Annotated in this window: 7 protein-coding genes; 2 read left to right on the top strand and 5 right to left on the bottom strand. The window is 39.7% G+C overall.

Annotation, left to right across the window (positions count from 1 at the left end):
* Positions 1-45: 45 nt before the first annotated feature.
* Genes HCG69_RS14355 through HCG69_RS14345 form a run of 3 tightly spaced genes read right to left on the bottom strand, consistent with a single transcriptional unit; the run spans position 46 to position 4,682 of the window.
* Positions 46-1,443, bottom strand: coding sequence for a glycoside hydrolase family 57 protein (locus HCG69_RS14355; protein WP_221650602.1), 1,398 nt, complete (start codon positions 1,441-1,443; stop codon positions 46-48).
* A 15-nt stretch (positions 1,444-1,458) separates the two neighbouring features.
* The gene (locus HCG69_RS14350) at positions 1,459-2,727 is read right to left on the bottom strand and encodes a glycosyltransferase (protein ID WP_221650601.1); all 1,269 of its coding nucleotides are present in this window, start codon (positions 2,725-2,727) and stop codon (positions 1,459-1,461) included.
* A 14-nt stretch (positions 2,728-2,741) separates the two neighbouring features.
* Positions 2,742-4,682, bottom strand: coding sequence for a glycogen debranching enzyme N-terminal domain-containing protein (locus tag HCG69_RS14345; protein WP_221650600.1), 1,941 nt, complete (start codon positions 4,680-4,682; stop codon positions 2,742-2,744).
* Positions 4,683-4,852: 170 nt separating this feature from the next.
* Here HCG69_RS14345 and HCG69_RS14340 point away from each other — a divergent pair, with 170 nt between their 5' ends.
* Positions 4,853-5,488: a rhomboid family intramembrane serine protease gene (locus HCG69_RS14340; protein WP_221650599.1), complete on the top strand. Its 636-nt coding sequence runs from the start codon at positions 4,853-4,855 to the stop codon at positions 5,486-5,488.
* 82 nt (positions 5,489-5,570) lie between these two features.
* On the opposite strand, the gene HCG69_RS14335 is transcribed toward HCG69_RS14340, so the two are convergent.
* Positions 5,571-9,857, bottom strand: coding sequence for a hybrid sensor histidine kinase/response regulator transcription factor (locus tag HCG69_RS14335; protein ID WP_221650598.1), 4,287 nt, complete (start codon positions 9,855-9,857; stop codon positions 5,571-5,573).
* A 98-nt stretch (positions 9,858-9,955) separates the two neighbouring features.
* Between HCG69_RS14335 and HCG69_RS14330 the strand changes: the two genes are divergently transcribed.
* Positions 9,956-10,120, top strand: coding sequence for a hypothetical protein (locus tag HCG69_RS14330; RefSeq protein WP_221650597.1), 165 nt, complete (start codon positions 9,956-9,958; stop codon positions 10,118-10,120).
* Positions 10,121-10,181: 61 nt separating this feature from the next.
* On the opposite strand, the gene HCG69_RS14325 is transcribed toward HCG69_RS14330, so the two are convergent.
* A complete protein-coding gene (locus tag HCG69_RS14325; RefSeq protein WP_221650596.1) occupies positions 10,182-13,898 on the bottom strand; it encodes a pectinesterase family protein in 3,717 nt (1,238 codons plus the stop codon).
* Between the last annotated feature and the right edge of the window lie 2 nt (positions 13,899-13,900).

Genomic DNA, 13,900 nt, shown 5'->3' with positions numbered 1-13,900 from the left:
TTAGAGAGGCAATATAAGGAATATTCCAGATCTAAAATAATTACACTATTTCTTCTTTGCAGCTACTTTCTTTGTTGCTGCCTTTTTAGGAGCAGTCTTTACCTCCTTTTCTTCAGCCACTTTGGACTTGGCTGATGCCTTAGGTACTTTTGCTTTTTCAGCTTTTGCATGTAACTTATCCAATTCTTTGTGCAGTTCTGCTATTTCCTCACCTTGATTATGAATAGTAGTGAGCAAAGAATTCAGTTCCTCATCGTCAATATCTTCCGGATACAAAGAATTTACTCTCTTTATAAAGTCACCCAAAATATTCATATAGTTAGTGAATGCATCATACGGAGAATCATATATACCACGGTTCAAATAAATACCCGTATTCTTTGTAGTCATGAAACGGAAGTTATTACTTGCTTGCAAATAATCCCAATCTTGTTTAATACGGCGATCATCACACATATGTACACGCTCGGCTACACTATACAGCTTATTAAAAGCTTCACGCTGCATAATATTACCCAGCCAGCTACTTGTATCTCTCTCCTCATCTACCCATGAGATAGGATATGGAACATCTAATTGAGATACCGATTTCAATTTGGTAACAATTTCCGTTGGAGTAGAGAATGTAATCCCCTTCTCTTTCGCACAAGCCGGAAGCGCTTTAAGGAATTCCAATACATTAGAGGAAAGCGGTTGAGCCATACCTAATGCACTCAACTCCATGAAAATATTAATCACCTGCTCTTCTTGCGGCAAAGCATCAATCCAACTAATATACTTATCGGCAAACAATGGATATTCGCTCCAATCAGAATTAGAGAAGCGCAAGCTAATATCGTCAGATAGTTTGTAATCTCTCAACAATAGCTTCAGACTTGGTGCTTGATTACAATGATATACATAGTGAGGGCTCTTCCAACCCAAAATATATTTTGCTCCTTCCGTCAGCATACCCTTAAATCCCATAGCAGCCACCTGTGCACCAATTTCATCAGAGTATATCAAACTGGAATTACGAAATACCTTCGGAGCTTTACCAAACATCTGTTTGATTTTGTCGCTCATACGCATCACCTCTTCCTTAAAGCAGTCTTCATTGGCCAGCGATGACAAACCATGTGAATAAGGTTCTGCCAAAAACTCACAACAACCGGTATCATTGAGTTGATGCAGTAAATCGACTACGGCCGGTGCATGAATTTCAAGCTGTTCAAGCGCAACTCCCGAAATAGACAATGCCACTTTAAAAGCTCCATTGGAGTTCTTCACCATCTCAATCAATGCACTTAAAGCCGGAATATAAGAGCGTTCGGCAACTTCATTCATACCATTTTCATTGGCATAATCATCATAATAGTAATGATCGGCACCTATATCGAAGAAACGATAACGTTTCAGATGAATAATTTGATGTATCTCAAAATAAAGACAGATTGTTCTCATATCTATATTATTTTATTATTTATAATTCTTTATTACTTCTTCGTAAATACCACGAACCTTATATCCGACATTTTCCCATTTGATTTGGTCTACTTCCTTTTTACCCTCATCACGCAGATATTCGTACATCGCAGGGTAAGTACAAATAGAATAAACCGCATCTGCCATGGCATGAATGTCCCAATAGTCTGTCTTGATACATTTTTCCAGTATCTCGGCACAGCCGGACTGTTTAGAAATGATAGTCGGCACACTGCATTGCATAGCTTCCAATGGTGAGATTCCAAAAGGTTCAGAAACAGAAGGCATGATATACACATCACTGGCTTTCAGCACCTCATATACCTGTTTACCTTTCATAAATCCGGGGAAGTGGAAACGGTCAGCAATACCACGCTCGGCAGCCAAACGAATCATCTGATTCATCATATCACCACTGCCAGCCATCACAAAACGCACATTTTTAGTACGCTGTAACACCATAGCAGCAGCTTCTACAAAATACTCCGGACCTTTCTGCATAGTGATACGTCCCAGGAAAGTAACGACCTTCTCTTTGGGATTCTTTTTCGGAACTATATCCTGTATCTCCTGCGATAAAGGCGAAACTGCATTATGTACGGTAGATACCTTTTTGGGATCCTGGAAATACTTATGAATTACCGTCTGACGAGTCAACTCACTCACACACATAATATGATCGGCATGATCCATACCATTCTTCTCAATGGCATATACTGTAGGATTCACATTTCCACGGCTACGATCAAAATCAGTAGCATGTACATGAATCACCAGTGGTTTGCCAGATACCTGCTTGGCATGCAACCCCGCCGGATATGTCAGCCAGTCGTGCGAATGGATTATATCAAACTCTTGCTGACGGGCTACTACACCAGCCACTATGGAATAGTTATTAATCTCTTCATGCAGATTATCGGGATAACGCCCAGAGAATTCGATGCATCCCAGATCATTGGTATTCAAATAATTGAAATCAGCATAGATATGATCACGCAAGTCATAATAAAGTTGCGGATCCATATAAGAACCAACACGGCTTTTAACATAATCCCAATCAACATTTCTCCATACTATCGGGGTACTGTTCATGCCGATAATTTTCAAAAAACTCTGATCTTCATCTCCCCATGGCTTAGGGATACAAAAAGTAATTTCCATGTCTTCTTGTAAAGACATCCCTTTCGTCAGACCATAGCTGGCAGTTCCTAAACCACCCAAGATATGCGGGGGGAACTCCCATCCAAACATTAAAACTTTCATCTTCGTCCCTCCTCTTATAAATTATACTTCGATAATAACTTCAAAATACGCAGAATCTCGGCTACGTTCATCGCAAATGATACTGCTCCACGACCTTTAAAAGGTGGGTTACCATCGAATAACTCAGGTAGTGAGCCAATACAGTGACTGGTCATTTCAGCTTCAAAACCAATCAACTGGCGCTCTACAAACGAAATACCACTCATCTTATAAATCCGCAGATAGGCCTCCATATAAAATCCCATCAGCCACGGCCAGGCTGTTCCCTGGTGGTAAGCATAATCACGCTGCAGCTGGGAACCAACATAGTTCGGATTATAACCACCACTTTTTGGACTCAATGTACGAAGCCCTTTCGGAGTAAGTAACTCTTTCGTTACAATATCCAGCACTTGCTTTTTCTGCATACGATCAAGAGGAGAATAGTCAAAGGCTACAGTAAATATCATATTGGGACGTACACTCCAGTCCATCATATTCCCATCTACGTAATCAAGCAAATAACCATATTCATTACGGAATACTTCCACAAATGATGCACCGGTTATTGCAGCTTGTCCATCCAACGAATCGGCCAAAATCACATTTCCTCCTTCGCGTACCAGATCGGCAACGAAACGAAGTGCATTATACCACAGTGCATTTATTTCTACAATGTATCCCGTACGAGGCACTACCGGATGTCCATTTACCGTGGAATTCATCCAGGTTATAGCTTTATCCGCACCATTTGCATAAAGCAATCCATTCTCGTGAAGGAAAAGATTATCATGCTTCCGCTGACGGATAAATTCCATAATAACTTCTAACAAAGAACCATATTTCGTACGGCATTGTTCACGCGAAGTTTCCTTGGCATATTGTTGTAATGCCCATACCGCCCACAACAATACATCCGGATCATCCATTTCATAAATTTTACACCCTATCGGCTCATCATTTATATAATTACGGATAGCTTTTTCAGCAGTCTGCATTACATCTTCAAACTCATCGACTTCGTCCACAGCCAGCGTCAATCCGGGCAACGAAACAAACATATCCCGAGCACGACATTTAAACCACGGGTATCCGGCCAGTATATAATGATTATCTTCTTGCTTATTATGAAACTGATGTGCTGAGTTTTTCAGACAGTGATAGAAGCTATCACGAGGGGTACGATCTTCAGCCTCTGCCTCAAAAATTTGTTTCAAACGACGGGGAGATACTTCTGATATTCCTGCAGAAAAAACAATACTTTCACCCTTCTTTATATCCACTTCAAAATAACCCGGTACATAGAGGTCTTCATTAAAATCATAACCTCTTTCCTGTTCTTTGGGATATTCAATGCCGCGATACCAATTCGGATCAAAATGAAATTCATTCTTTTTATTCAATTGCATGAAAAGCTCCGGATATCCCGGATACATACAGGTTTTTATACCATTCTCCACCAATTGATACTCACGACTTGCCTGTGCATTTTCGTGTGTATACTCCCTTACACTTCTGAAAGCCAAAAAAGGACGGAAACGTAAAGTAGTTGCCGAGTGGGCATCCAATAAAGTATAACGAATCAATATCCTGTTTTCGTGATGTACAAAAATTTTCTCCTTTCGAAGGATAACTCCTCCAACACGGTAAGTTGTAGCCGGAATATGTTCACAATCAAACTCGCGGATATATTTATGCCCGTTAGGACTATAATTATTACCCTGATATTTGTGCAATCCCAAGTTAAACTCCGCGCCGTGTTGAATTACCGTTTCATCAAGAGAAGATAGCAGCACATGGTTCTCATCGTCCAGGTTGGGGACAGGGATCACCAGCAAACCGTGGTATTTGCGTGTGTTACAATCCACAATCGTTGTACAATGATAAGCTCCCGAACGGTTTGTCCGAAGAATCTCTCTCGGCAAAGATTCCTCAAGATTGACCATAAGAGTCTTGTCAAAATGTAAATAACTCATAGTTGTGCATTATTTAAAGGTTAATTATATTTCTGTTATCATAACATATATAATAGTATGATTTCCAAAAATACGAATTATAGGTAAAAACAAAAATAAAAACGGTTTTTATTTTCCATTTTCCTTAAAATATTCGTAGCATTGCGAAGAATTAACGAAAAAGAAGAGATATGAAACAGGATTTACGAAAAATCATTCTGTCCATGATGCTCCCCTTGTTCCTAATTTTTATCCTCTACATAATAAAAATATTAGAGGTTGGCATGGACTGGGACTTCACACGCCTGGGAGTATATCCTATGGAGAAGAGAGGATTGTTTGGCATTTTCGCACATCCACTGATACACAGCAACTTCCCTCATCTATTAGCCAACACACTTCCACTTTTTTTTCTATCCTGGTGCTTGTTTTACTTTTATCGTGGCATTGCTCCATATATATTCTTTATAATCTGGGTGGGTTGCGGGGCCATCACATACCTCATCGGGAAACCCGGATGGCATATCGGGGCAAGTGGTATTATCTATGGACTGGCATTTTTCCTTTTTTTTAGTGGGTTACTGAGAAAGTATACCCCCCTAATTGCAATTTCACTGTTGGTGACTTTTCTATATGGTGGCCTGGTATGGCAAATGATTCCCTACTTCACACCTGCCAACACTTCATGGGAAGGGCATCTGAGTGGAGCGATAATGGGAACACTTTGCGCATTTGCTTTCGTAGGTTATGGGCCACAACGCCCGGAACCACTTGAAGAAGAAGAAGAGAATGACGATGATGAAGAAGAGATGAAAGTTGAAAATTGAAAGCTTATTTAGTTGAAAATTGAAAGTTACTATGCAGCGTGATAGCGCAGCTAACTTTCAATTTTCAACTTTCAATTTTCAACTAAATTAAGACTTTCCGCCTCTTATATTCATTCGGAGTACACTGCATCTGTTCTTTGAATACGCGACTAAAATACTGAGGTGAAGAGAATCCACTTTGATAAGCGACCTCTGATAAACTGTATGAACTGGTATCTAGTAATTCCAAAGCACGCTTTAAACGCATTTCTTTAACCAAATCAATGGGAGAAGCTCCTGTAAAGGTTTTAATCTTCCTATAAAATACAGCACGACTCATATTCATTGTTTCTGCCAGATCATCAATTTTAAAATCGGGATTTTGCAAATTATCATCAACCAGCCGGAGGACTTCCTGAATAAATGAATTATTGAAAGCAGGCAATGTCTTTAATATTTGTTCAAGTTGTGTATCAGGTTGTTTATCGACTGTTTTCCCTAATCTTTTCAAGGGCTTCCGGAGATAATAAGCAGCCAGAGAATTACGTTGTTGTATCAATGATTCAATTCGTGCCTTCAGATAAGCAGAATTAAAAGGCTTAGCAATATAATCATCCGCACCATATTGTAATCCTTTGACACGATCGTCAACAGAAGCCTTTGCAGAAAGTAAAATTACAGGGATATGGCTAGTATCACGATTCGCCTTTACTGCCTCCAACAGTTCAATGCCATCCATTTCGGGCATCATCACATCACTAACAATCAGATCCGGCAGTTCTTTTGATATAATTTCCAGCCCTTGTTTTCCGTTAGCAGCCTCCAACACACTGTAACGATCTCTCAAAATAGTAATCAGAAAACGACGAAGCTCATCATTGTCCTCTATTATTAATATACTTCTCTCCTTCTCTCCCTCATTAGACGAATGTACTTCCGGGTGATAGTCAAACTGTATTTCATCATTCAGAATAAACTCAGCCTTCGGATCATTGGCATAGGTTTCATATGTACAAGGCAAAGTTATAGTAAAAGCTGTACCTTGTTCTGGTATACTTTCAACTTGTACTGTACCATGTAGTAAATCTGCATATTCTTTCACCAGTGAAAGTCCTATACCGGAGGAACGATTCGGATCGGCCTTACCAAAGGTAGCAAAACGTTCGAACAAGTTATCAATCTTCCGAAGATCCATCCCCTTACCTTCATCACGAACACAAATAGAGAAACTACCGGACCTCATACAGATTGTCATAGTAATGGCCTTACCATTAGCTGTATACTTAAAAGCGTTGGATAATAAATTAAAAAGTATCTTTTCCAATTTATCCATATCCGTATAACAACGTATTTCCTGCATTTCATGAATTAGGTTGAAATGAATAGAACGTTCGTGAGACAACTGTGCAAAATTCTCACAGACCTGCCGGCATAAAGCAATCACATCGCCTTGCACTATACTTAGTTTCATCTTTCTCCCTTGTATCTTTCTGAAGTCCAGAATTTGATTAACAAGCCTTAGCATACGGTTCACATTCCTCCTGACCACCTGAATGTTCTCCGTTCCACTTTCCTGTATTTGTCTCCGTTCTACAATCTCCTCAACTGAACCAGAAATCAAAGTTAACGGAGTACGAAGTTCGTGCGAAATATCTGTAAAGAATCGTAGCTTCAAGTCACTCAGTTGTTCTTCAAAGCCTACTTTCCGTTTCAGATTAGTAATATAGATTATAATACCGGACACCGTCAGAATAAGTATTATAACTATAAACACATAAAGTACCCACGCCCAGATTGTCTCTGTAAAATGAGGCTGGATATGTATATGAAGAGGAGCGATATTATCATGCCACACTCCATCTCCATTGGTAGACTTTACTTCCAATACAAAATCACCAGCGGGCAGATTAGCAAAACCTATGGAATGATTCTCTCCGATATATCCCCACTGATCATTGATACCCTTCAAACGATAAGCATACTGAAGCGCCTCCGAGTTTGTATAATCCAGTGCCGAAAAAGTAATCGTCACATTACGCTCCTTCTTACTCAATACCAGAGAATCTGCCACAAGAATAGAAGTATAGGCAGTACCGTCGCTATTTTGAATATTTACTCCGGTATAGACTATTCGGGGAATAAAATTACTCTTTTTCAAATCATACAATCGAAGACGTAAAACACCTTGGTTCGTACCGATATACATCGCTCCCTGCTCGTCAATAGCCGGATGTGCCTCACTTACCTGCAAATCTGTATGCAGATTTGTACTATCATACGTTTCGAACTCTCCCCGCTCCGGACAGTATTTACCAATATAATTCTCAAAACATATCCAGATATTCCCATCTTTGTCTTCCAGTATGGCTTGTGGCAAGTCGGATGGAAGCCCGTTCTTTTTATTGAGATAGCTGAAATGAATTCGTGTATTCAACAATGAATCTGTATTTGCCAAACAAATCCCTCCACTGTAGGCTGCAATATATAATTTACCATCCCTACTTTCCAACACGTCCATAATATCATTATTACTGAGTCCGTCAGTACAGTCATTGTGATAAAATACAATATCCTCCGGTTTCTGAAAATCATCCGAAAAACTCAATAAACCTTCTGTTGTACCGGCAAGCATAACACCTTCCCGTGTACAATGCAAACTACGTACTTTATGACATAATCCATCGGGATATCCTTTCAACAGATTCCCCGGATGAATAAAACGGGAATTATCCGGAAATCCGGTGAATAGATTAATTCCTCCTCCCAATGTCCCGATCCATATACGGTTTCGAGTATCCTGGCAAATCGTATAAATTGCATCATTACTGAGGCTATAAGAATTTCGCGCATCATGCCGGAAATTCTGAAGAGTAAAAGATCCCTCTTTTTCTGTCGCTACTACAATTCCGTGATTACGGGTTCCCAACCAGATACGTTGTTCGTTATCCTCAAAAAAAGTATAAACCTTTTTACCGAACGATACATTCTGATCTTTCAGCAATCTACCTCCGGAATCCATATTACCTATATAGTTACCCTGTGCATCATACACCTCTACCCGATTCTCTTTGGAAGCAATCCACAGACGTTTTTTTGAATCGATAAATACGCCCCGCACTTCCTGTCCACCGGTAGTAGCAAGATAATCATAATTACGATTTGTAAAATAAATCTTATCAAAGCCATACTTACGGCTTACCCACAGATTCTTATGAGAGTCCCGCAAAAAAGCTCTGCCTTCCGTCCGGTAAGGTTCCTTTTGTCCTGTTGTATAACAGTAGGCCGGTTCTAATCGGTTACTTCCGGAATTATAAGTATAAAAACTCCCGTCACGGGTCATCAACCAGATTCCTCCGAATTCATCTTCATGTATATGGCGAAATGTATCTTCACCTGATAGGTTCTCCCGAAAAACAGTCATTTTTCTATCAGTAAATGAATAACATAACACTCTTTGTCCATCCAACATCCAAATCTGATCCTGTTTTGAATGAAAGGCTCCCGTTATATGCAAAGGTACGGTAGTTGCCTGCTTGTATAATTGTTCAAAGCTCTTTTTCCGGGTATCGTAAACAATAATTTTTTCCTGGTCCGGAATCAGCAACCTGCCTGTTTTTATAGTAACAAGTCCACTGACTTCCTTCATGAGGAAAGGGTTAGAGACACTCTGAATACCGATCTGCGGTGTAAATGCGTATAATTCTCCTTTCTGAGTGATAAAAAAAGTATTCTTATCAACTTCCTTTATATACCTCAATTCTACCTTTGTACGTATTTCCGGATGACCGTAAACGAAAGTTCCCCGGTCGGTCAATATCCACTCATATCCTTTCTTATCCTTGTGAACAGAATATATTTTCTTTCCGTGTTCCGCGCAAGAATGACAAGGCAAGTGTACAATTCCATCCGTTTCTCCTAATCGGTCTTCATCAAGCCTGAATAAATCTCCGGCCTGATTACTGAACCAAAGTAAGCCACCCTCCTGCTTATATAATCGCGCTACCCGTCCATAATCAGCAAGATGCGAATATCCGGAAAAGATATTCTGGAAAGTTTCAGTCTGGGTATTAAACAAATAAAGTAAATTATTATAAGTAACACACCATATATTCCCTTTTTTGCCCTCTGCAATCTGTTGAATACGATTGTATTCCAGGCGGGTATTATCTGTAGGATAAGATTTATAATTCTGAAATGTATAACCGTCAAACTTTTCTAACCCGTTCCAGGTAGATATCCAGATGTATCCTTTATCATCTTGCAAAAAATCCGTCACAGTATTCTGAGATAATCCATCTTTAGCCGAATAGTAACGTATATGCATCAAGCTCTGAGCAGAAAGCATAAACGGATAAATAAAAGATATAAGTATAAGAGGCAATCTAAACATAACGAATCTTTGAGATAGACAAAGATAACGTATTTCCTGTAATAATGATAAAATTATTGTTGGATAAGCACTTATAATTCGTGATAGAGTTATACTATATGAAGAAAAACAAAAAGGGTAAAACTGTTTGTTTTGCCACCTTGTTGGCAATACTTTGCCATCCCATTGGCAACACCTTGCCATTCTGTTGGCAACACCTTGCCAATAGGATGGCAGTACAGAGAAATACAGGGCTTAATCTAAAAAGTATGGCTACAGTATAAAGAGAGAGGAAACATCTTTTTCAATGCCCCCTCTCTCCCTCAAGATGACCTATACTATTCATCAGTAAACCAACACCTTGAATACCGAATTATTTGTCTTCAAGATATATTGTCCGGCCGGAACAGAGAGTGATACATTACGATAAACCTCCAGACTTCGTACCAAAGTACCGTTTATACCGTATATATTGATATCTGTTGCTGTTTCAATACCACGTACAGAGATGATTCCCTTACCCCCTATGACACTAATATTGTTTTCCAAAGTAGTATTTTCAACACCAGTACCAATGCTTCCTACTATAAATTCATCAGAAGCCTCACTCAATGCACCGTATTCATTAACGGACTGCACAGTGACTACATCATTCAAATTAGCCTCATAGTGGGTTTCAGTAGTAAATCCGGCTACTTTACCATTAATGTTTACTACATAGCAGATAGCATATTCATCAGCAATCCAACCGAATGTAGCAGTTCCTTCTATCCCACTAATAACAGGTTTGGCAGTTTGTTCTACCATTGGTAACGGATTCCAGATACCGGTAGCAGCACCACTTCCGTCACCGCTCAATACATTTTCTATTGTATACGAAGCAGCTTCTTCATCTGTAAGGAAGTTTTTGGCTTTACCACGAATCGTCTCACCATTGCTTTCGTACCAATAGTCTTCGATAGATGTTTCGCTCATTTTATATCCGTTCTTGTCCCATATATTGTACACAGCCCAAAGAGCAGGCACAGCACCCATTGTAGGATACCAATAACCATCATACGGTTTCACACGGCATTCCGTATCAATAAATACAGTTTTTGGCTCATTGTGCCAGGGACGTCCAAAATATACCTGTGTTTTATCTTCCTTACCATCGGGAGCAGTAATCTTTGTATTTTTGAATACATATCCCCAACGCGTACTTACTTGTGTAATATTACCCTGATTGTCTTTAAGATCAGTATAATGCGACGGAGCAACAATGTAACCTCCCGATTCACGTACAATATTCAGCGTACAATTATCAAAGTAAACATCACCTCCTCCATAAATAAAATCGACTGCACCTTCAATCATCGTATTACGGAAATAGTTACGGTCATAATAGTGAGGTCGATTATTACCCGTATTCGTATTTCCTGTTTTCGGACTCAGATATGTATCCTGATAAGAACGGATACGGCAGTTGTTGAAAGCTACACGATCTGCTTCTACATACAGAGACAATGCTTGCGGACCACGTGTTTCATTCCCTTCATATTTAGTCCACCACTCATTATCAATCGTCAGATTCTCTGCATAGAAGTCATTTGACTTAATTACCAGTGTGGCACCTTCTGCCACATTATACCAAGGTTGACTCTTATCAGTAGCATTACTTCCTGCAATACGGTCTTGTGCGATCGTTACTTTATTTACATCTTCACCAATGAGATGCACAAACGGACGATCTACCACTATAATACGGCTGTCTTCCGAAGCAGATAGTTTGCCACTCTGATCTTCCCAGGTATATTTCCCGGTAGAGAATGTACGGTTATTCAAATCATTATAATATCCGGCTTTTATAAAAATAAGCCAGGGTTTGTTATTAGTCACCGGCACAGCATCAATAGCTTCCTGAATCGTTTTGTATTGACCTATTGCAGTTGAGGTCGGCATAACACTAACTTCCAGACTTTGATCTACTATCGCATTAAAAAGACGGGCTTCCGGTTTAATACGCTCCATCACAGTGAAACTACTGCTGACAGCTGGTGCATTATTGCCGGAACGATCAGTCACGTACCCTTCCGGAAGCTCCAAAGTATATGTGCTCGTATAAGCCAAATTTACATAGCGGAAAGAGACAGAAAAACTTCCATATTCCGGTTCGAGTGTAATCGTTTTACCGTTTCCAGTCAATGTAGCCTCTCCTGTACCAGCCTGGATACGTTCATTATAAGAAATCATAATCTTACCACTGGCTGATACACCAGTAGCTTTATCTGCCGGAGCAATAGCTTTGATAGCAGGTGCCTCATGATCTTCCTCAACAACCGGAGTGCCAAATACATAAATATTACCCAAACCGGTTTCACTATGGTCGGTATAATTCAAACCACTTTCCGAATCGACTTTATCGAAGTTATATTCACCATTGTTATCATTAAGAACCTCATCACCTGTACCGGTAAAGCGAATGTATACCATTTCTTTATCAGCAAACTCCTCACCCGACAATTCAAAATCAACACTTGTAGCCAGTCCGTTGACCAATTTATAAATCAACTCTTCGTTATTATTCGTAACAGGTTTATAAATAGTACCATCTGTGGAATAAAGCACCTTCCAGTTTACAGCTGCGGCATTCTTTGCAACCAAAGCTGCAGTGAAACGAACGGTTGTAAAGTTCCTGGTTGAAAACTGAATCTGCATTGCCACATCCGTACTGCGATATCCGTTCATATACAAACCATTGACCGAACTTATGACAGCTCCCTTGCGCATACGTACTACCGGAGTACCACTCGAATTACCGTTCAATGCACTTCCGTCATTCACTTTCACAACAGAAGCAGTAGCATTACGTTCTGAATCCCAGGTATAATCGGCAGCAAACGGATAATTCCCTTTGTTTGCCCAAATCTCTGCTTTATCGGAATTATAAGCGGCAATGAAATCCTGAATCTCATAATTTGCAATAAGTTCCGTATTTTGTTTTACCGTCACACTGCGCTCGGCAGTTGTAACACTGGAATTTTCAAAATCATCTTCCCAATTCAAAAATCGTGCAATTGGAAGTTCGTTTGCTGTAGCAGTTACTATCACACCTTCTTCATACTTCCCTTCAGTTGGTTCCGGATTCAATGTAACAGAACCAATCTGCATTTCCAGATCATTGATGCAACGGGTAGAAAATGTATAAGTATTCACTTCCCGGAAAACAGCTTTCAATGAAGTATTACTTCTTACTGCAAATGAATATGGATTTTCCGCCGACACTTCTTTACCACTATTATCCACCCAATTAACAAAATGAAAACCAAACTTTGGAAAAGCTGTAACAGTTACTTTCGTATCTTCATCCATCAAACTGCCTGCCGGCATCTGATTAACAGTACCTGCACTTTCCGGTTCCATACTTGTTGCTACATTATATTGCGGAACTTCTACGGCTGTACCATTTACTGTACCTGTAACCATCACATTACTAAAACCTATTTCTTTATTATTTGCCAGACTATATACACTGATAATCAATGATAGTTCTTCATCAGTTGCCGACATACTACCCAAATCATATGTACATTCAGTGGCATTTACAGAGGCTCCGGAACGATTGGGTTTGATAGTACCTGCCACCGTTTTTTTAGTCCCATCGGCGTACTTCAAATAAATATCGACCATACCACCTCCTGTGCCAAATACACCCATTTTGAAAGAAATCTGTCCCGGCTGAAAGGTCAATCCTTTAGCTGGTTTTATAGAGTAAATCAGATCATGTCCATCTGTTGCCCCACTCATTTGAGCGCTTGGCTTATAAGTATTCATACTCAGATTTTCGTCAAGCCCTTTATACTCTTGTTGTTTGGAGAAGGTCATCTCTCCACCCAAGACAAAAGCAGTTATACTAAAAGCCTGTTCATTACTGACAATAGCCTGCGATGGTTCATTCGCTCCACCGGACATTCCCCATGTCGCTGTCACTTTTTCGTTATCAAAAGTTTGAGCTATAACCATTTGTGTAGCAAGCCCCAATATTCCAGCCAGACAGCCTTTTAATAAAAAATTCCTATTCATGA

This window comes from Bacteroides sp. K03 (assembly GCF_019734355.1).
Lineage (GTDB): Bacteria > Bacteroidota > Bacteroidia > Bacteroidales > Bacteroidaceae > Bacteroides > Bacteroides nordii.
Note: the sequence above shows the minus strand (reverse complement) of the source record. Positions and strands in the feature narration are given on the sequence as shown.

Coding starts and splice junctions, on each gene's coding strand:
- HCG69_RS14355 (WP_221650602.1), bottom strand. CDS start 1,443: ATGAGAACAATCTGTCTTTATTTTGAGATACATCAAATTATTCATCTG.
- HCG69_RS14350 (WP_221650601.1), bottom strand. CDS start 2,727: ATGAAAGTTTTAATGTTTGGATGGGAGTTCCCCCCGCATATCTTGGGT.
- HCG69_RS14345 (WP_221650600.1), bottom strand. CDS start 4,682: ATGAGTTATTTACATTTTGACAAGACTCTTATGGTCAATCTTGAGGAA.
- HCG69_RS14340 (WP_221650599.1), top strand. CDS start 4,853: ATGAAACAGGATTTACGAAAAATCATTCTGTCCATGATGCTCCCCTTG.
- HCG69_RS14335 (WP_221650598.1), bottom strand. CDS start 9,857: ATGTTTAGATTGCCTCTTATACTTATATCTTTTATTTATCCGTTTATG.
- HCG69_RS14330 (WP_221650597.1), top strand. CDS start 9,956: ATGAAGAAAAACAAAAAGGGTAAAACTGTTTGTTTTGCCACCTTGTTG.
- HCG69_RS14325 (WP_221650596.1), bottom strand. CDS start 13,898: ATGAATAGGAATTTTTTATTAAAAGGCTGTCTGGCTGGAATATTGGGG.